Consider the following 20,029-nt stretch of genomic DNA (forward strand, 5'->3'; position numbering starts at 1 on the left):
CTCCGCGGCCGAGTGCGCGGCGACGTCGACGAACGCAGTACCCTCGCGGACGTGTCGACTGGTCACGCCGAAGGCCGCACCCCCGCGGAGCAACGGCCGATTGGGCTGCGCGCGGCACTGCGGGAAAGCCCGGGCGTGTCGCGTCTGGCTCTGGTGCGATTCACCGGGCAATTCGGCGACGGCATGTTCCAGGCCGCCTTGTCGGGCGCGATCCTGTTCAATCCCGAGCGGGAAACCGATCCGCTGGCCATCGCGGCGGGCTTCGCCGTGCTACTGCTGCCGTATTCGCTGATCGGGCCGTACGCGGGCGCGCTGCTGGATCGCTGGGACCGGCGCGTGGTGCTGTTGGTGGCCAATGTGCTGCGTGCGGTCTTGATCGCCATGGTGAGCGCGGGGCTGCTCGCCGGGATCGGCGAGACGCCGCTGCTGCTCCTGGCGCTGGCCGTGGTCGGCGTCAGCCGTTTCGTGCTGGCGGGTGTGTCGGCGGCGCTGCCGCGGGTGCTGGCACAGGCGTGGCTGGTGCCGATGAACTCGGTGTTCGCCACGGTCGCCTCCGGATGCGCCGGACTGGGCGCGGCGGCGGCGGTGGGGATGATCGGGGTGATCGGGGCGGGAGACTTCGCCTCGGCGATCACCGTCGCGGTCAGCGGCGCAGGGTCGGTGCTCGGTGCGGTATTGGCGGCCGGATTCCGCCGGCGTGTGCTCGGTCCAGCCTCCGACGCGGCGGCCGGGGAGAACACCCTGCATGCGATCGCCGGCGGACTGCGCACCGGCGCCAGGGCGGTGTGGGAATCAGTGCAGGTCACCACGGCGATGGTGGGCGTCGGGACGCACCGGATCGTCTTCGGCGTGAATGCGCTCATCATGGTGCTGGTATTGCGCCAAATCCCGGTGGACGGCTCCGGGCTCAGCGGAGGTCTGGTCGGTTTCGGCGTCGCCATCGCCGCCACCGCGGCGGGCATGCTGGTGGCCGCCGTCGTGGCGCCGCTGCTCATCCCCAGGCTGGGGCGGCCGCGCACCGTGGTCGCCGGTCTGATCACCGCCATGCTGGTGCAGGTCACGCTGGTGACGCCGATTGCGTTCGCCGACTCGGGCGACGCGGTGCAGCGTGCGCGTGAACTCTTGCTGGTCGGCGCGTTCCTGCTGGGCCTGGCCGGACAGACGATCAAGCTGACCGGTGACGCGACGATGCAGATAGACATCGATGACACACGGCGCGGCGAGGTGTTCGCGCTCCAGGACACGGTCTTCAATATCACGTTCGTGCTGGCTATCGCGGCCGCCGCGCTGGTGATTCCGGTTGATGGCCGGTCGCTGGCCGTGATTCTCGCCGGCGCCGCGATCTACGGCGCGGGCATAGCGGCCATCGCGCTGAACACGCGACGCGGCGCGCTCACGCGATGAACGGTTGGTCGCCGAGGTTTCGTCCGTCGCGGCTCAACCAGTGCGCCAAGTGCTCGGGCAGCCCGTCGACCTGCCCGCGCTCGGACAGTGCGGCGGGATGATCGGTGTGCGGGTCCACATCCGCACCGCCGAAGAGACGATCGGGCATCTCCTGCTCCGTGCGCACGATCCAGTCGAGCTGCTCGCTCCCCGCGTCATCGGGCAGGCCGGTGATCTGGTGATTCCAGGTGCCCAGGCCGGTGGGGTCGGTGAAGAAGTGGTCGAGCACGCCGTCGTCGTCGAGATCCAGCGCCGCTATATCGGCGATGCCGGAGCCGGAAGAATCCCATAACGCGTCGTCGGTGCTGCCGTCTCCGTCGAAGTCCAACCGCACCGCGTCGGCCCCGCCCATATCGCCGAGTTCCAGGTCGGCCTGGCTGGTCCAGACGTGCACGGTCCCGTCGCCGGTGCCGAACACATACTCGATCTCATTCATATACCTTTGGACGCACGCACCGCGGCGCCGGTTCCACTACCCGGCGTTTCCGATACCCGTCCCACGTTCGAGGGGCTGATTCCGGTATGTTGACCTGTCGGCGGCCGACCGACAGGAGGCAACACGACATGGGTTTCCGGCGATGAAAACCCGATGCGGCGCGAAAACTGCTTGGCGCGTAGAAGACCCGGCCGACTACCGGTCGCCCGATGCTCGAATGGCCAGCCACGAGCCGACGTGACGCGCGAATCCGGAACCAAATCCCCTTGTGCACCGGCATTGTTCGGCGCGCTGCTCGCCAGTGTTCTCACCATGCCGATGCCCGCCGCGCAGGCCGCACCGTTCCCGTGGGCGCCACCCCCGGTGAACAGCTGCGATGAGGTCGGGTTCGATCCGCTCAATCGCGAGCCCGATCCCTCGCAGCCGCCTCCTCCGCCGGTGCCGCCGCAGATCGATATCCCGGTGCCGGTCCCGGAGATCACTCCGGTTCCGGTGCCCGACCCGCCGCAGGACAACACGCGGATCGCCCCTGACCCACTGCCGGCGAATCCGTGCGACAACCCGTGCCCGGACATCAGGGACAACCCGAAACCACCGGAGCCGCAGACCGATCCGAGCCCGAAGTCGGATGACGGTGCCGATCCCGGGACCGGCACCGATCCGGGCTCCAACTCCGGGTCCGCCACGGGCTCGGGCAACGACTCGGGCTCGGCCAGCGGCTCAGGCAGCGGCTCGGGTTCGGGCAGCGGCTCAGGTTCCGGTGAGCCGGTCAAACTGCCCCGCATCGAGTTCAAGCCGGAGATCGAACCGATTCCGATTCCGGTGCCCGGCGATCCGGGGGAGGAGCCGCAGCCCGCGCCGCCGCACGTGGTGCATCCGGCCGAACCGGGTCCGCTTGCCGCGCCGGTGACCGCGCCGCAGGTCGAGTCGGTACGGCTGGTCGGGCAGGTGACCGGGCACGGTTCGGAGAATCGGACCGACATGCGCTGGCAAGTCGACGGCACCGACCTGGGGCTGATGTGGGAAACGAGGCCGGGCGAGGTCGCCGTGGTTTTCGGCGACACTTTCGGCACGGGCTGGGGCGGCGGTGGCGCGGGCAACGACGACCAGGATTGGCGCAGCAACGTGATCGGCTTCAGCACCGATCCCGACCTCTCCGACGGCCTGACACTGGATACCTTCGCGCAGGACAGCCGCTGTCACGCCGCGGAGATCCTGGGCAGCCGCAAGATCAAGAACTGGGAGACCACCACCATACCGACCTCCGGGTTCGCCATCGGGAACCGGCAGTACCTGAGCTACATGTCGGTGAATCGATGGAGCCGCATCCCGGGCCTGTGGTGGACCAACTACGGCGGCATCGCCTACTCCGACGACCACGGGCGCACCTGGAAGAAAGACCAGCATGCCAAGTGGGAGAACGTCTTCGGACTCGGCCGATTCCAGGTCGCGGCGATGGTGCCGCAGGGCGACTACGTCTACATGTTCGGCACCCCGAACGGACGCATCGGTGTGATCGGGCTGGCCAGGGTGCCGAAGCACCAGGTACTCAACAAATCCGCCTACCAGTACTGGGTGGGCGGCAACTGGGCCCCCGCGGCCGAGAACCAAGCCACCCCGCTCGTGCTCGGCATGGCCAGTGAGGTGTCGGTGCGCTACGACCGGGAGACCGAACAGTGGCAGATGGTCTACCTGGATTCGGCGCGGGGCGCGATCGTGTTGCGCACCGCGTCGAGCCCGCAGGGCGCGTGGACGGACGCGATCCCGCTGGTGTCCACCGCCGACTACCCGAAGTCCTACGGCGGATTCATCCACCCGTGGTCGACGAGCGAAGATCTGTACTTCATGCTCTCGGCGTGGGACAGCTACAACGTATATCTCATGCACGCCAGGCTGGATCCGAGCGCCGGTCAGGCCGTGCGGACGAACCGCACGGGCTGACCAGGGCGCGCCTGCGCGATCGCGTCGACGTCCGCATCGATGACCACGGCGATCACCGGATAACCGCCCGTGATCGGGTGATCGGCGAGGAATACGACCGGCTGCCCGCTCGGCGGCACCTGGATCGATCCGAGCGCCATGCCTTCGGTCGGCAGCTCGCGGGTGTCCTTGCGGGTCAGCGGCGGGCCGGTTCGGCGATCGAGTCGCGCGCCGATCCGATCGGTATCGGGGGAGACGGACCAGAGGCCGTCGAACAAGGCGGCGGCACCGGTGAACCAGTCGTCGCGTGGACCGAGCATGGCACGCACGGTGACGATGTCCCCGGGCAGCTCGGCCACCGGGGCGAAATCCACGACCGGAATCGTATGCGGAGACGGGCCGATCGGCAGTCGAGCGCCTTCGGCCAACGGCTCGGGCCCCAATCCCGACATGGTGTCGCGGCTGCGTGAACCGAGCGTCCTGGGTACATCGATACCGCCGCGCACCGCGATATAGCTGCGCAGTCCGACGGACGCGTAAGCGAGTCGAAGCCCCTGTCCCGGTTCGAGTTCCAGCACACTGGCGTGCCCCACCGGCCTGCCGTCGACAGTCGCCGGCGCGGCCGCGCCGGTGACCGCCAGCATGACATGTTCTTCCGCGTGCAGGGCGAACCCACCCAGCAGCACCTCGATCGCCGCGTGGCCCTCCGGGTTGCCGACCAGCCGATTGGCCAACCGCAGCGACCCGCGGTCCGCGGCGCCCGCGGGACCGACACCGGAATCGAACCAGCCCGGCCTGCCGAGATCCTGAATGGTGGCGAGCGGACCGACTTGCTCGATGACGATCATCCGGCCTCCTTCGCGTCGACGAATCGGACTGTGGCGCCGGCGCGGACCAATGCGGGCGGATCGCGCTCGACATCCCACATTCTGAGCTCGGTGGTCCCGATCAGCTGCCAACCACCGGGCGTGCTGCGTGGATACACCGCGCTGTAGCCGCCGGCCAACGCGACGGCGCCCGCTGGAATCGCGGTGCGCGCCTGCGCTCGGCGTGGAACCGACAGCCGGCCATCGGGCGATTCCAGGTAGCCGAAGCCGGGTGCGAATCCGACGAACGCGCACCGCCACACCGTGCCGGCGTGCGCGGCGATCACCTCGGCGGTGCTGAGTTCCAACAGCCTGGCCACCTCGTCCAGGTCGGCGCCGTCATAGCGCACCGGGATCACCACCGGATCGGCTCGGAAAGCGCTGTCCGGCGACGTTTCCCGGGAAGCACCGCCGACGAGTTCGCGCAGCGAGACCAGCATGGTGGTCAGCGCGCGTCGTACCGCGTCACGGTCGTGCGGTGAATCCAGCGTCAGCAGTACGGTTTCCGCGGCCGGGAGCACGTCCTGCACACCGGGGATCGGTCCGGCTCGCAGCGCCGCGACAAGTTCCGCGATTACCTCGCGCCGTTCCGGCGTCACCAGCAGCGCCCGATCGCCTGCCGCGCGAATCGCCGTCTCGGCCTCCTGCCGAGCCGCGTCGGGCACTGCGCCCTTCGTCGTCATATCCCGGCCTCAGCCGAACGGCTCCACCGGCACGCCGACTTCGCCGAGCGCGGCACGAATCCGACGGGCCATCTCCACCGCCGCGGGGGAATCACCGTGCACGCAGACACTCGCGGCACGCACCGCTACCGCGCCGGATCCGTCGACCGTCCGTGCGGTGCCCGACTGGGCGATCGAAACCGCCTGGGCGACAGCATCCGCCGGGTGCAGCACCGCGCCGGGCGCACCACGCGCGGCCAGCGAGCCGTCCAGCGTGTAGGCGCGGTCGGCGAAACCCTCGCCGATGAATCGCACCCCTGCGTCCTGTGCGGCCAACTCCAGCTGGGTGCCCGCCGGGCCGAGTAATCCGAGCCGCAGGTCGTACTCCACGATCGCGCCCAGCACCGCGTCGGCAATCATCCGATTCCGCGCGGCCGAATGATACAGCGCCCCATGGGGCTTCACGTACCGAACCCGATCGCCCGCGGCCTTCGCGAAGGCGTCGAGGGCGCCGATCTGATACAGCACCTCGTCACGCAACTCCCCGGGCGCGACAGTGATCTCGCGCCTCCCGAATCCGGCCAAGTCGCGGTATCCCACGTGGGCGCCGATCCGCACCCCCTTCGCCACGGCCAGCGCGCACGTCGTGCGCATGATCGAGGGGTCGCCCGCGTGGAAACCGCAGGCGATGTTCGCACTGGTGACGATGTCGAGCATGGCGGCGTCGTCGCCCATCGTCCACGGTCCGAAGCCCTCGCCCAGATCACTGTTGAGATCCAGCGCCATGTGCGTTCTCCCAGTTCCGTGTTGCGGCGGACTTCGATTCTCGTACCGAGGCGTCTGTCCCGGCAAATGCGCCCGTCCGCGCGACCTGGCTCACAGATCCCAGGTTCGGCGGGCCTGGCCAAGTACGCTCGGTCCAATCATGGCCACGTATTTCGATCCGAAGTCCTGGTCGCCGTCACGGGCAGCCGATCTCGGCAAGCGCCTGTTCGATCAATCCTGGCTGGAGCAGTGGGTCACGCTGAGCACCGCTTGGCTGGATCCGGTCGCCGACCTCGGCTCCGGAACCGTCACGGCGCTGCTGCCGGATGTGCTGATGACGATGCTCAGCGAGGGCATCCTGAGCCGCTTCGGCGGACAGGAGGTCAGCGCAACGCTGCTGGGGCACGACCTGCGGGCCACCTTGCGGGTGCTGAAGGTGCGCCGCCGCGGCGCGCATTTCCAGACCAAGACGGTGTTGGCGGGGCTGCGCTGGGACGACCATTCGATCGAGGCCGTGACCGTCATCGCACATGGCGTCCGCTTGATTCCGGGCGTCCCGACCAAGGTCCGCGCCGCGCGGCTCGACTTGGACGGCACGGTCACCGCCGCGGCGCTGGTCGGGTGGCTCAACACCCAGCCGCTTGGCTGGACCCTGGACCTGCATGAAACCGGATTCATCCGGGCCAGGCACCGCCGACGAGCGGTCACGGCGCTGATCGAAGCGTCCGTCACGGACAATCGGCTGGACATCGCCGTGCGCAGGGCGAGCTGGTTCGGCGTTCCGATCCCGCGCAGGCTGATCGGCGTTCCCGCGGTGCTGCTGGAGCAACTCCCCAACGGCGCCCGGATCGCGCATGCCACCCGCGAGGGCGAGCTGATCCGGTTCCGCATCGAACTACCCGAGGTCACCGGTTCGTTCGATCTCGCGCAGATTCGCTCCGCGATCCTGGCGGGCACCACCCTGATCGTCTTCTGACCCGGTCAGCTCTGCGTTTTCCACCACTCGAGCAGTGCCGACTCGGCTTCCTCGCGGGTGAGCGGCCCGTGGTCGAGGCGCAGTTCCTTCAGATGACGCCAGGCCCGGCCGACCTCAGGGCCGGGCGGCAGGCCGAGCAGCTCCATGATCGCGTTGCCGTCCAAGTCCGGGCGGAGCTTGGCCAGGTCCTCCTGCTGCCGCAGATGCTCGATCCGCGCCTCGAGCTCGTCATAGGTTGCGCGCAACGCGGCGGCCCTGCGCTTATTGCGGGTGGTGCAGTCGGCACGGACGAGTTTGTGCAGACGGGGGAGCAGATCGCCGGCGTCGGTGACATAGCGCCGGACAGCCGAATCGGTCCACTGGCCTTTGCCGTAGCCGTGGAAGCGCAGGTGCAGGAAGACCAGCCTGGCCACGTCTTCGGTGAACTGCTTCGGGTACTTCAGCGCCCGCATCCGTTTGCGCACCATCTTCGCGCCGACCACCTCATGATGGTGGAAGCTGACGCCGCCACCCGGCTCGTTGCGCTTGGTATCGGGCTTGCCGATGTCGTGCAGCAGCGCGGCCCAGCGCAGCACCAGGTCGGGGTCGCCTTCTTCCTGGTCGATGGCCTGCTCCAGCACGGTGAGCGAATGCCAGTAGACGTCCTTGTGCTGATGATGCTCGTCGATCTCCAGCTTCATCGCGGGGACTTCGGGCAGCACCCGCTGGGCCAGCCCGGTCTCGCACATGACGTTGATGCCGTCGATCGGGTGTGCGCCCGCGATCAGCTTGTCCAGCTCGACGCGCACCCGCTCCGCGGTGATCCGGTCGATCTCTCCGGCCATCGCGGTGATCGCGGCCCGGACCCGCGGGTGCAGCTCGAAGCCGAGCTGGGCGACGAACCGCGCGGCGCGCAGCATGCGCAGTGGGTCGTCGTTGAACGAATCCTCCGGGGCGGCAGGCGTATCGAGCAGCCCCTCGAGCAGGGCATTCATCCCGTCGAGCGGATCGACGAACTCCAGCGCGCCGTCCGCGCCGATCCGGACCGCCATCGCGTTCACCGTGAAATCCCGGCGCACCAGGTCGTCCTCGAGCGAGTCGCCGAAGGTCACCTGAGGGTTGCGGGACACGCGGTCGTAGCTGTCCGCGCGGAATGTGGTGATCTCCAGTTGCTCGGCGCCTTTTGCCGCGCTGACCGTGCCGAACGCCAGACCGCCGGTGTCCCACACATGGTCGGCCCAGCCGCGCACGATGTCCTGTACCACCTCCGGCCGCGCGTCGGTGGTGAAATCCAGATCGGTCCCCAGCCTGCCGAGCACCGCGTCGCGCACACTGCCGCCCACCAGGTACAGCTCGTGTCCCCCCGCGGCGAACATCTCGCCAAGGGGCGTCAGCACATCCGACAGCCTCCCCAGCGTCACCGCCGCGGCGGCCAGCAATCGGGTACGTCTATCCAGCGCAGCGTCCTCGGACTTGGGCGAAACCACGAATGAGCAGCTTACCGAGCCGCGACGCCGAATATTACGGCGCAGTCCACGCACACAACAGTGGCAGTTCGGGGGGCATACCTGCGGCTCGCAGTCGCGGCAGGGTTCCGCGAACATTCAGGATTGCCGGTCACTGCCCAGCGCTCCCGCACCGGCTCAACCTCGGTTTTTCGAGCGAAACGAGACCTGGCATTGCCCGTTCGCGGCCCGGCTCGCGTCCGAGCGGCCGACGCGCAAGCGACGAAGTCGCAAGCAGCGGTCGCTCGCACGCGAGCCCCAAGGGGGCCGCGAACACGCAGCGCCGCAGGCGCTGCAAATCAAACACAGTAGGATTGCCAGGTGTCTCCGGCCGATCGTGCGAACAGTCGACGCCGCCAGTCTCGGCGCCGCGGTTCGGCCGCCAATGTCGCGAAACCGCGGATGCGAACGGTGCGGGAGACCTCGGCGGGCGGGCTCGTCGTCGACGGCCTGGACGGTCCGCGGGAGAACCGCAGCGCGGCCCTCATCGGCCGCACCGACCGGCGCGGGCGGCTACTGTGGTCACTGCCCAAGGGACATATCGAAGAAGGCGAGACGGCCGAGCAAACCGCGATCCGGGAGGTCGCCGAGGAGACCGGCATCAATGGTGTCGTGGTCGCCGAACTCGGCAGCATCGATTACTGGTTCGTGACCGACGGTCGGCGGGTACACAAAACGGTGCATCATTATCTGCTGCGTTCGGTCGGTGGTGAACTGTCCGACGCCGACGTGGAAGTCACCCAGGTCGCGTGGGTTCCGTTGAGCGAGCTGGATTCTCGGCTGGCCTACGCCGATGAACGGCGACTGGCCGAGATGGCGAACAAGCTGATCGACCGGATGGAGACCGGCAAGCGATGACGCGTGGACTGTTCCGGATCTTCGTGGCGGTCCTGACCATCCTCGGCCCCGTGACGGCGCTGCCGCTGCTGGATGGGACGGCCGTGGCCCAACCCAGCGGATCCGGTACCTCGTCGAACCCGAAGTTCCTGAAGCTCTCGCTGGATTCGGTGTCGCCGACGACGGTGACCACCGCCAGCGATCCGCTGCTCACCGTCTCGGGCACGGTCACCAACATCGGCGACCGCTGGGTGGACGACGTCAGCATCCGCATCCAGCGAGCGGCGGCGATCACCGCGCCGAGCGGGTTGCGCGCCACTTTGCGCCTCGATGAGGTCAGTTACGACGTGAACGGCGAGTTCGAGGATGTCGCGCTGCGACTCAATCCGGGACAGCGCAAACAGTTCACCTTGAGCATCCCGTTGCGCTCGGAGAGCGGCACGACGTCGTCGCTGCGCATCACCGAGCCGGGCATCTATCCACTCCTGCTGAACGTGAACGGCGAACCCGCCTACGGCACCCAGGCCAGGCTCGACGATGCCAGGTTCCTGCTACCGGTCCTCGGAGTGCCGCCCGCTCCGGGCGAAGACGGCTCCGGCTACCCGGCCCCGGCGGTACCTTCGCCTACTGACGCGCCCGTGGCGACAACCTTGCTGTGGCCGTTGGCCGACCGGCCGAGGCAGGTCGCGGGCCATCCGGGCAACGTCGACGGCAAAGTGGAACTCACCGACGATGAACTTGCCGCTTCGCTCGGTAAGGGCGGTCGTCTCGACCAACTGTTGTCCGCTCTGGAGGGAGCGATCGGCGGGGGCACCACCAGGGACGGCAATCTGGCTTCGGCGGTATGCCTCGCCGTCGATCCCGATCTGCTGCTCACAGTGCGGTCGATGACCAGGGGATATCGCGTGCTGGCGAGCCCGTCCGACCCCGATGGCGCGACCAGAGCGGGCGCGGGCGCCGAAAACGCGCAGATCTGGCTGGATCGGTTGCGCACGCTGGCCGGGTCGATGTGCACCGTGGCGCTGCCGTTCGCGCAGGTCGATCTCTCGACGCTGGCCGCGGTCAACGACCCGGCGCTGTCCGCGCGCGCGATCACCGAACCCGCCGACATCATCGACTCGATCCTGTCCACCAGCTCGGTGCGGGGTGTCAGCCTGCCGGATTCCGGCAGCATCGACGCCAGTGCGGGACTCCTGTTGCGCAACCACGGTTTCGGGACCGCCGTGCTCGCCTCGACGGCCACCATTCCGCAGGGCGCCGCGGATTGGGCGCAGTCGACCAGCGAAAGCGGCAGGACAGCGGCCGATCCGAACTCGGTTTCCCCGATCGCCGACTCGGCAAGCCCGGAAGTGGTCCGGCTGCCCGCGATCACCGCGATATCGCCGACCCCGGCGCCGCCGCCACCGGCAGCGGCCAACGGAACTCCGTCGGCCGCGCCCGCTCCGGCCGCCGACCCAGCGCTGCACGCGGTGACGTTCGACATCTGGTCCGCGACCGCCCTGGCCGCGGTCGGCTCCAATCCACCCACGCCGCCGTTCACTCCGTCCGGGGTTCGCTACGACGTCACCAACGATTCGCGCGCGGCGCGATTGCAGGACGCGCTCGGGGCGATCTCCTGGACCGCGCTGAATCCGGAGACGAGCCGGCCACGCTCACTGTTGCTCGTGCCACCGCAACAGTGGGGCCCGAACCGCGACGAAGCGACCGCGCTGTTGCGCCAGGTGGACATGCTGCTGCGCGGCAACCTAGCCACCGCGCGTCCGTTCCATGACTTGGTGGCGCTGCCGCCGGACCCCCAGCCCTACGAGCTGGACTATCTGCCCCAGGTCGCGCAGGATGCGGTGCCGGACCGATTCGTGCTGCCGGTGCGCGACCAGGGCCGCCGGATCAGCGAGATGATGCGCGCGTTGGTCGACGTGCCGGAGGCCGAGCTGACACCGCACGCTTTCCTGACGCCGCTGCGGGACGACCTGATTCGCACGCTGAGCCTGTCGGACAGGCGCGCGGACGACACCGCGCAACCGGACACCTTCGCCCAGCGCAGGCTGGACCAGATCATCCGGACGATGGACCGGCTGTACCGCTCGGTCACTGTGCTGCCGCCGGGCGGGGTGTACACGCTCGCGTCCGAGCAGAGCCCGTTGCTGCTGGTCGCACGCAATGATCTGCCCGTGGCCATCCGGGTCAGGTTCCGGATCGAGGCACCGGCGGAGACGGAGATCACCGATCCCGGCGAGCAGCAACTTCCGGCGAACGGCTCCCGATCGTTCCAGATTCCGACCGAGGTCAGCGACAGCCGCAACCTGGTCATTCCCATCTCGCTTACCACATCGGAAGGGATCGCACTCGGCAATCCCACGCAAGTCTCGGTGCGTTCGAACGCTTATGGCCAGCCCTTGGCGATAATTACCGGATGCGCCGGACTCCTGCTGCTCCTGTTGGCCGGCCGCCGTTTGTGGCGCCGGTTCCGTGGGCAGCCCGACCCGGCGGACGAGGGATTCGATCCCGGCACCAGGCGCCGGGTCAACCGGTACCGGCGCGCACGCAGCCGGATGCTGCGGGAGCAGGAGCAGCTCCAGGAGACCCGGTGAGGGACCCCGCGGCGACGGACCCTCGCAAACCGCTTCTACCTGCATCAATGTGGTATCCCACGGTGTCGTGTGGCACGGTGGAGGACAATCGGAGTGTTCCCGTGCCGGCCAGAGCCGGAGGGGCGCGATGGGCAGAACATTCACCGATCCCGGTGAACCGGTGTGGTGAGCCGCGGCTCATCACACCGATGGGGGTGCGGATATCCCGGCGGGTACAGGAGGCATGATGAGCGACGATGACATATCGGCTCATCGCCCTGGACCAGGTGATCGGCTCGACGGGCCACCGGCCCGCCGAGCGCCGGTCGCACCGTGGGAACGCCGTCCGCCGCATTCCGAGGCCGGTGAACCGGACATGAACGGCAGCCACAACGGCGGCCAGCCGCAGGTGCCGCAGATCAGTCGTCCCTCGGCCGCGCCGCAGCCCAGGCCGGGCCAGCACATGCCACCACCGCCGCCCGTACCCCAGCCGCGACCGCAACGGCCGCCCGTTCCGCCACCGCCGCGCTCCGATCCCGGGCCGCATCCGGGCCAACGGCAGTACCCGGCGACACCTCCGGGCGCCGGACGACCGCCCGGTTCCGCACAAGTGTCCGGTTTCGCACAAAGGCCCGGCCCTGGACAGGCGGCCGGTCCCGCCGAGCAACGGCGTCCGATGCCGCCTGGTCCCGCACGTCCGGGGCCGGGACAGCCCGGTCCGCTCCCCACCGGTGCGCCGAGGCCCGCGCCACCTGCTCCGCCCGCCGTGCCGCGGTCACCACACTCGGGTGCGATTCCGGCCACGCCGCGTCCGCCGCAGTCGGGTCCCATCCCGGCCGCGCAGCGCCCGCCCCAATCCGGACCGATCCCGGCCGCCGCGCCCGAGTCCGGCCGAGTGCCACCGCCGCGCTATGCCCCACAGCAGCCGCAGCAATTCCCGCCACCGCCGCGACAGCGGCCGCCCACGCCGGTTCGGCACGAGTACGCCGAGCCGGACCGCCCCCGGACCAGGCAGTGGCCCGCCGCCACGACCGCGGAGCCGCCGAAGGACGAGGACTCGAAGCAGAGTTCGAGTGCCCGGCTGCTCAGCGACTCGGGATCGATCGCGTTCGCGACGCTGATCAGCCGGATCACCGGGTTCGGCAAGCAACTGCTGCTGCTGACCGTGCTCGGCCCGGCCATCGCCAGCGCGTTCACCGTCGCCAGCCAGATCCCGAACATGATCGCGGAGTTGGTGCTCGGCGCGGTGCTCACCGCCATCGTGGTCCCGACGCTGGTGCGCGCGGAGCAGGAGGACCCCGATCGCGGGGCCGCCTTCGTCCGGCGCTTGGTGACCGCGGCTTTCGTGGTTCTGGCGACCGCCGCGCTGTTGGCTACGGCGGCGGCGCCGGTGCTGACCACGCACGTCTTTTTGTCCGACGACGGCCAGGTGAACACCGCCCTCACCACGGCGCTGGCCTTCCTGCTGCTGCCGGCGATCCTGTTCTACGGCATGTCGGCGCTGCTCACGGCGATCCTGAACACCAGGCAGATGTTCAAGCCCGGCGCGTGGGCGCCTGTGCTGAACAATCTGGTCGTGCTGGCCGTGCTCGGCCTGTACGTGCTGATGCCGGGCGAAATCACCCTGGATCCGGTCCGGATGAGCGATCCCAAGCTGCTGGTTCTCGGCGTCGGCGTCCTGACCGGCGTAGTTGTGCAGGCGGTCAGCCTGATCCCGGCGATCCGCAGGGCGGGCATCGACCTGCGTCCGCTCTGGGGGATCGACGCCCGGCTCAAGCAGTTCGGCGGCATGGGCGCCGCCATCGTCCTGTACGTCCTGATCAGCCAGGCGGGCTTCGTTTTCGCCACGCGGATCTCCTCGCATGCCGACGCTGCCGGCCCGGCGATCTACAACAACGCCTGGCTGCTGCTGCAACTGCCCTACGGCGTGCTCGGTGTCACGGTGCTGACGGCGATCATGCCGCGGCTGAGCCGCAACGCCGCGGCCGACGACACGCCCGCGGTGGTGGACGATCTCTCCGCCGCCACCCGGCTGACCATGATCGCCCTGGTTCCGGTGGTCACCTTCCTCACACTGGCCGGGCCGCAGGTCGGGCAGGCGCTGTACGGCTACGGCAACTTCGGCTCCGACGCCGAGCGCCTCGGCCTCGCGGTCAGCTGGTCGGCGTTCGCGCTGCTTCCGTATTCCCTCGTGCTCATCCACCTGCGCGTGTTCTACGCCAGGGAACAGGCGTGGATTCCGACCTGGATCATTCTCGGCATCACCGCCGCGAAGATCGTCTTCTCGGCGCTGGCCCCGATGGTTACCGACGCCGAGCACGTGGTGATCGCGCTGGGCGTCGCGAACGGCCTCGGCTTCGCGGTCGGCGCGGTGGTCGGCGGCTTCCTGCTGCACCGCAGCCTGGGCGATCTCCGAATGAGCAACGTCGGCCGCACGGTGACCCGGGTGGTGCTCGCGTCGCTCGCCGGCGGCGCGGTGATGTGGATCGTGGATCGGGTACTCGGCTTGGACCGGCTGAGCGCGGCCTTCGACGGTCCGGGCTCGCTGATCCGGGTGGCGATCACCGCGGTCGTCATGTTCGCGGTGGCCTTCGGCCTGATGCGACTCGCCGGGATTCCCGAGATCGTCGCCATCACGGTGGCCATCTCGCGGCGTCTCGGCTGGACCCCGCCCGCGCCGGATCTCGACCTGGAGAGCCCGGTCGAAGATCCCTACGTCACGCAGGTGCTCCGCAGGCCCGACCCGTATCTGGCCTACCCGCGCTTCGACCCGTACATGGATGCCCAGACCATGGTGCTGCCCGTGATCAGAGCGGAAGCCGTTGACCGCACCGGCGTGGGTGAGTTCCCGTACCCTGTTCGGCAGAGAAGCACAAGTGGCGAATTCGCCGGAACCTCGACATATCAGGGCGAAGGAGGACCGAGGGTGAGCGACGACGCGGTGGGCGGCGTCCCAGCCGCCGATTCTTCTGCGACCACGGCCGGCGGACTGTCCACCGATGTACCGCCGACCGCGGGGGAGCCGTTGGATCCCGCGTACGCGAACAAGGAGCCGGGCACGGCTCCGCCGGATCAGGGCGCGGCGAGACCGCAGGAGAACCAGCTGCCGCCGCGCGATCCGATGTACGACACCGGGATGATCCCCATCGGCTCGCCGGAGATGCCGCCGATGGGTGGGGAAAACCTCGGCGCTCGGCGCATTCCGCGCGGCCCCAAACTGATCCCGGGCGCCTCGGTGGCCGGTGGGCGCTACCGGCTGCTGGCCAGCCACGGCGGTGCTCGCGGCCTGAAGTTCTGGCAGGCGCTGGACATCAAACTCGACCGCGAGGTCGCGTTGACCTTCGTCGACGCCGACCAGAAGGCGACCGACAACTCCGGCCACGACGGCCCCCAGGCGATCCTGTCCCGCACGCTGCGTCTCGGCAGGATCAATTCGCCCGGCCTCGCCCGTGTTCTGGACGTGGTGCGCGGCAGCTCCGGCGGCATCGTGGTCGCGGAGTGGACGCCGGGCCGCTCTCTGCGCGAGATGGCCGAGACGGTGCCCTCGCCGATCGGTGCGGCGCGCGCCATCCGTGCGCTCGCCTCGGCGGCCGAGTTGGCCCACCGCGGCGGTGGGTCGCTGTCCATCGACCACCCGGACCGGGTGCGCATCAGCGCGTCCGGTGACGCGGTACTCGCCTTCCCTGGCACGCTGTCCGATTCGGACGCGCAGTCCGACGTGCGCGGTCTCGGTGCGATGCTCTATGCGCTGATCACCGCGCGCTGGCCGATCCGCTCCGGCGGCGTCACCGGCGCGGCCGCCACGGTCGGCGGCTTGCGGCTGGCCGACTTCGGACCGGACGGCACCCCCATCGAGCCGCGGCAGATCCGCCCCGAAGTGCCGTTCGAGATCTCCGCGGTCGCCGTGCGCTCCCTGGAATCGAACAAGGGCGTGCGCACCGCCGCCACGGTCCAGCACGTGCTCGAGCAGGCGTCGGTGGTCGACCAGAAGACCGATTTCATCCCGGTGCTTCGACTCGGTCAGCGCGCGCCCGCGAACATCGACGACTCGCTCGCCGATCCGGAACTGCTCGCGGCGGAGCGGGAACGCTCGCAGCGCATGATGTGGATCATGGTCGGGCTCGGCATCCTCGCCGCGCTGGTGGTCGGCATCGTCATCTGGTGGATGGTCAGTGTGTTCGCGCCGGGCGCCTCGGACGCACCGCTGAACGAACAACGCAATATCGGGCTGACCACCAACAGCCAGCCCGCTCCTACTCCCGCGGCGGCTGGTCCCAACCTCACCTCGACCGGCGTGCCGGTCCCGGTGACCGGCGTGACGGTGTTCTCTCCGGAGGGCACCCCCGACGGCGTCGGCAACGTCCAAGCGGTGCTGGACAACGACCCGGACACCCAGTGGCGCACGGATCAGTACTTCCAGCAGTTCCCGGCGCTCAAGAAGGGCGTCGGGCTGCTGGCAACCCTGCCCAGCCCCGCCAAGCTCACGAACGTCTCGATCAATTCGCCCAGCGCGGGCACGTCGGTGGAGATTCGCACGTCACCCACCGGCTCGCCGACTCTGGATCAGACCCAGCTGATCGGTTCCGCCCGGCTGGACGACGGCGTCACCGACATCCCCGTGCGCGCCGATCAAGCCGCCCGTTATGTGCTCGTCTGGATCACCGGACTCGGCAACTCCGGCGGTCAGTTCCAAAGCGCGATCGCCGACATTCGTTTCGACGCCGCGCCTTAGCCCGGCGCCAGCCGGAACTTCTACGGCAGGTATTCGCTCGTATCGGCCATCCGCACGCGCACGCTGGGCGTCGCGCGTTCCTCCGATTTCCGCCCGGTCCCTTGGTTGCTGCCAAATCGTGCCGGGCGATATGATCTTCGAGCGCTCTCAGCAGGGGAGCTTCCCGGGTTCTGGTGCTATCGATCCCGGATGCTGCGAAATTCTCGGCGATGGTCAACCGTGCCCGTTGCCGCCGTGAGCGCTGTCCAAGGGGTTGGCATTGTCATCCGAATTGAACGAGGGGTTTCGCGGGGGGACGTCGCGGCCGGTCGCGTACCGCGAGCGCTCGTTCATCCCCGATGAGTACACCGATGTCGAGTTGTTGCGGGCGCACGTCCGTGGCCAGCGGCACGCGTTCGCCGAGCTGCTGCGCAGGCATAACGATCATTTGTGGCAGACGGCGTTGCGCACCTCCTATACCCGGGAGGACGCGGCGGATTCGTTGCAGGATGCGTTGTTGTCGGCGCATCGCACGGCCGGATCGTTTCGCGGCGAGGCGGAGGTCCGCAGCTGGCTGCACGCGATCGTGGTGAACGCCTGCCTGGATCGGATCCGGCGCAACAAGACCAGGCGCGCAATCTCGCTCTCACCGGAGACGATGCCCGAACCGAAGGACGAACGCGATGCGATCGCCGAGCTGGAGATGTCGATGGTGATCGATCGCGCCCTGTTCACGCTGCCGCCGGAGCAGCGCACCGCGTTGGTCGCGGTGGATGTGGAGGGGTATAGCGTGGCTGAGGCGGCCGCGTTACTGGGTGTGGCGGAGGGGACGATCAAGAGCCGGTGCGCGCGGGCACGGCAGCGGTTGCAACAGCGGTTGGATTTTCTGCGTGATCCGGGGAACCGGAGGTAGCTGCGATGCGTCATTAACAGTGACGAACCATGGAGCGATGTAGAGGCAGTCCCCATCGGCGAGGGGGTTGCGGTGATGTCCAGAGGCGAACAACGGAGGTGCGATGGCGACCCGGGTGCCGCGGCCCGCGCTCACGGCCGAGTTGCTCGCCGACCTGCACGCCGACAACGTGGCGCCGGAGCAGCGTGAGCAGTTGTGGCCCGCCGTCTCGCGCGACCCACAGGCGCTGCGTTACCTGCGGTCACTCGACGAGGTCAGCTCCGAGCTCCGTGCCCTGGGCCGGGACGAGCGCATCGTCCACACCATGCCCGCCGACGTCGCGGCCCGCCTCACGCAGTTCGTCGACGAGTTGGACTCACCCGAGGGGCCGACTGCGCAGGATGCCACGATCCATTCTCTGCCGTCGGTGCCGACAGACGAATCAGCCGGGGAACCAACGATTTCGGAATCCACGCCGACACAGCCGGTCGTTCTCCACGAGCACCGCCGCGGCAGGTTGCGCTGGTTGGCCGCGGCAGCCGCGGCGATCCTCGCTGTCACCAGTGTGGGCGGCGTCGTCTCGATGCTGCGCGGCGGTGACGACCCCGCACCACCCACCGCTCAACCCACCACTGGAACCGACCACCTCGGCGAGGATCTCACCGCCACCGTCGCGCTCTCCGCCCTCGGTCGCCACACCGTCACCGGCTCCCTCGCCAATCCGGCCGCCTTGAACCGCTGCGTACAAGCTAACGGACTCGATCGGACCGTCCTCGGCTCCACCGACATCACATTCCAGGACCGCAACGCGGTCCTCATCCTGCTCAGCGGCCCACGTCAACCCACGATCACCGCGCTTGTCGTCGGAACCGGCTGCGGGACAGGCGATCCACAACGCCGGGCAGTGCAGGACATCGGCTGAACCTGCGATATCGGGCACACGCACCGTGTGACCCGGACAACGCGGGAACAACAGCCATTACCCTGTTGTTGACCGACACGTCCACTGCAACTCCCCGGAAGGGCCCCATGAGCGTTCGCGACCTGATCATCATCGGCTCCGGACCTGCCGGCTACACGGCCGCTGTGTACGCGGGCCGGGCCGAGCTCGAGCCGCTGCTGTTCGAGGGGACCCAGTTCGGCGGTGCGCTGATGACCACCACCGAGGTGGAGAACTTCCCCGGCTTCCGCGACGGCATCATGGGCCCGGATCTCATGGAGGAGATGCGCGAGCAGGCCAAGCGGTTCGGCGCGGACATCCGCACCGAGGACGTGGACGCGGTGGACCTCACCGGCCCGATCAAGAAGGTCACCGTCGGTTCGGAGGTCTACGAGGCCTACGCCGTGATCCTCGCCATGGGTTCGGCCGCGCGGTATCTGAACGTCCCGGGTGAGCAGCGTTTGCTCGGCCGCGGTGTCAGCGCCTGCGCCACCTGCGACGGCTTCTTCTTCAAGGGCCAGGACATCGTCGTGGTCGGCGGCGGCGACTCCGCGATGGAGGAGGCCACCTTCCTGACCAAGTTCGCCTCCAGCGTCACCATCGTGCACCGGCGCGAGGAGTTCCGCGCCTCCCGCATCATGCTGGAGCGTGCGAAGGCGAACGAGAAGATCAAGTTCGTGCTCAACGCCGAGGTGATCGAGGTGCACGGTGAGAACAGCGTCACCCACCTGACGCTGCGCGACACCCGCACCGGCGAGACCTCCGAACTGCCCGCTACCGGCCTGTTCGTCGCGATCGGCCACGACCCGCGCAGCGAGCTGGTCAAGGGCCAGATCGCGCTGGACGACGAGGGATACGTGCTGGTGCAGCACCCGACGACCGCCACCGATATCTCGGGCGTCTTCGCTTCGGGCGATCTCGTCGATCACACCTACCGTCAGGCGATCACCGCGGCCGGCACCGGCTGCCGAGCGGCCATCGACGCCGAACGCTGGCTGGCCGAGCAGGGCGATATCACCTCGAACACCCTCGACCACGCGGGCGAGTCGGTCATCGTCCCTGCCAACTGATCTTCCGTCTCGCCGTATTCCAAGGAGAAATTCATGTCCGAGTCCGCCAAGACGGTCACCGTCACCGATGCGTCCTTCGCCGACGACGTGCTGCTCAGTGAGAAGCCCGTCCTCGTCGATTTCTGGGCGGACTGGTGCGGGCCGTGCAAAATGGTCGCCCCCGTCCTGGAGGAGATCGCGGGCTCGCACGCGGACAAGTTGACCATCGCGAAGCTGGACGTGGACGCCAACCCGAGCACCGCCCGCGATTATCAGATCCTCTCGCTGCCCACTATGATGCTGTTCCGCGGCGGTAAGCCGGTCAAGCAGATCGTCGGAGCGAAGGGCAAAGCGGCTCTTTTGCGGGAACTCGACGGCGTCATCTGACGACGCGAAACGATAACGCGCCGTAGGATGCCTGGACCCGGGGAATTGTCGCAACCCGGTCCGGGTCTGAGACAATCGACCGACGCTCCGG

15 protein-coding genes are annotated in these 20,029 nt (G+C 68.8%); 10 read left to right on the forward strand and 5 right to left on the reverse strand.

Translation table 11 applies throughout. From position 1 onward, the window contains the following. The first annotated feature begins 99 nt into the window (after positions 1 to 99). Positions 100 to 1,404 carry a hypothetical protein gene (locus AB0M45_RS04240; protein WP_364323064.1) on the forward strand — a complete coding sequence of 435 codons (1,305 nt, stop codon included), beginning with the start codon at positions 100 to 102 and terminating at the stop codon, positions 1,402 to 1,404. Here the strand turns inward: AB0M45_RS04240 and AB0M45_RS04245 are convergent. Continuing rightward, positions 1,394 to 1,879: a hypothetical protein gene (locus AB0M45_RS04245; protein ID WP_364322735.1), complete on the reverse strand. Its 486-nt coding sequence runs from the start codon at positions 1,877 to 1,879 to the stop codon at positions 1,394 to 1,396. The genes AB0M45_RS04240 and AB0M45_RS04245 overlap by 11 nt on opposite strands. A 312-nt stretch (positions 1,880 to 2,191) precedes the next feature. Here AB0M45_RS04245 and AB0M45_RS04250 point away from each other — a divergent pair, with 312 nt between their 5' ends. Then, complete coding sequence (locus tag AB0M45_RS04250; protein WP_364323067.1) at positions 2,192 to 3,820, forward strand: DUF4185 domain-containing protein; 1,629 nt, start codon at positions 2,192 to 2,194, stop codon at positions 3,818 to 3,820. Here the strand turns inward: AB0M45_RS04250 and AB0M45_RS04255 are convergent. The 3 genes from AB0M45_RS04255 to AB0M45_RS04265 are packed head-to-tail and all read right to left on the reverse strand — an operon-like array spanning position 3,790 to position 6,113. Continuing rightward, complete coding sequence (locus AB0M45_RS04255; RefSeq protein WP_364322736.1) at positions 3,790 to 4,647, reverse strand: biotin-dependent carboxyltransferase family protein; 858 nt, start codon at positions 4,645 to 4,647, stop codon at positions 3,790 to 3,792. The two genes, AB0M45_RS04250 and AB0M45_RS04255, sit on opposite strands and share 31 nt — an antisense overlap. Then, a complete protein-coding gene (locus tag AB0M45_RS04260) occupies positions 4,644 to 5,348 on the reverse strand; it encodes an allophanate hydrolase subunit 1 (RefSeq protein ID WP_364322737.1) in 705 nt (234 codons plus the stop codon). Before AB0M45_RS04260 ends, AB0M45_RS04255 begins: the two co-directional genes overlap by 4 nt. 9 nt (positions 5,349 to 5,357) lie before the next feature. Continuing rightward, positions 5,358 to 6,113 carry a 5-oxoprolinase subunit PxpA gene (locus AB0M45_RS04265; protein ID WP_364322738.1) on the reverse strand — a complete coding sequence of 252 codons (756 nt, stop codon included), beginning with the start codon at positions 6,111 to 6,113 and terminating at the stop codon, positions 5,358 to 5,360. A gap of 139 nt (positions 6,114 to 6,252) precedes the next feature. Here AB0M45_RS04265 and AB0M45_RS04270 point away from each other — a divergent pair, with 139 nt between their 5' ends. Further along, positions 6,253 to 7,068 carry a hypothetical protein gene (locus AB0M45_RS04270; RefSeq protein ID WP_364322740.1) on the forward strand — a complete coding sequence of 272 codons (816 nt, stop codon included), beginning with the start codon at positions 6,253 to 6,255 and terminating at the stop codon, positions 7,066 to 7,068. Positions 7,069 to 7,073: 5 nt separating this feature from the next. Here AB0M45_RS04270 and AB0M45_RS04275 read toward each other — a convergent pair whose 3' ends face one another. Further along, complete coding sequence (locus AB0M45_RS04275; protein ID WP_364322741.1) at positions 7,074 to 8,534, reverse strand: CCA tRNA nucleotidyltransferase; 1,461 nt, start codon at positions 8,532 to 8,534, stop codon at positions 7,074 to 7,076. Between the two features lie 339 nt (positions 8,535 to 8,873). On the opposite strand from AB0M45_RS04275, the gene AB0M45_RS04280 reads away from it, so the two are divergent. The 7 genes from AB0M45_RS04280 to trxA all read left to right on the forward strand — a co-directional run bounded on the left by AB0M45_RS04280 (position 8,874) and on the right by trxA (position 19,938). Continuing rightward, the gene (locus tag AB0M45_RS04280; protein ID WP_364322742.1) at positions 8,874 to 9,410 is read left to right on the forward strand and encodes an NUDIX hydrolase; all 537 of its coding nucleotides are present in this window, start codon (positions 8,874 to 8,876) and stop codon (positions 9,408 to 9,410) included. Next, entirely contained in the window at positions 9,407 to 11,980 is a 2,574-nt protein-coding gene (locus AB0M45_RS04285; RefSeq protein ID WP_364322743.1) for a DUF6049 family protein, read from the forward strand. The genes AB0M45_RS04280 and AB0M45_RS04285 overlap by 4 nt, the downstream gene beginning before the upstream one ends. 226 nt (positions 11,981 to 12,206) lie before the next feature. Further along, positions 12,207 to 16,691 (forward strand): lipid II flippase MurJ, encoded by a 4,485-nt coding sequence (locus tag AB0M45_RS04290; protein ID WP_364322745.1) that lies wholly within the window; start codon positions 12,207 to 12,209, stop codon positions 16,689 to 16,691. A 331-nt stretch (positions 16,692 to 17,022) separates the two neighbouring features. Then, positions 17,023 to 17,583, forward strand: a complete 561-nt coding sequence (gene sigM / locus AB0M45_RS04295; RefSeq protein ID WP_364323070.1) for an RNA polymerase sigma factor SigM — start codon at positions 17,023 to 17,025, stop codon at positions 17,581 to 17,583. A 103-nt stretch (positions 17,584 to 17,686) separates the two neighbouring features. Further along, on the forward strand, positions 17,687 to 18,484 hold the full coding sequence (locus tag AB0M45_RS04300; protein WP_364322746.1) for a hypothetical protein: 798 nt from the start codon (positions 17,687 to 17,689) through the stop codon (positions 18,482 to 18,484). 107 nt (positions 18,485 to 18,591) lie between these two features. Further along, positions 18,592 to 19,572, forward strand: a complete 981-nt coding sequence (gene trxB, locus AB0M45_RS04305) for a thioredoxin-disulfide reductase (RefSeq protein WP_364322747.1) — start codon at positions 18,592 to 18,594, stop codon at positions 19,570 to 19,572. Positions 19,573 to 19,605: 33 nt separating this feature from the next. Continuing rightward, entirely contained in the window at positions 19,606 to 19,938 is a 333-nt protein-coding gene (trxA, locus tag AB0M45_RS04310) for a thioredoxin (protein WP_364322749.1), read from the forward strand. Positions 19,939 to 20,029 lie beyond the last annotated feature (91 nt).

It is taken from the genome of Nocardia sp. NPDC051787 (genome assembly GCF_040681325.1).
In the GTDB taxonomy this organism is placed as follows: Bacteria; Actinomycetota; Actinomycetes; order Mycobacteriales; family Mycobacteriaceae; genus Nocardia.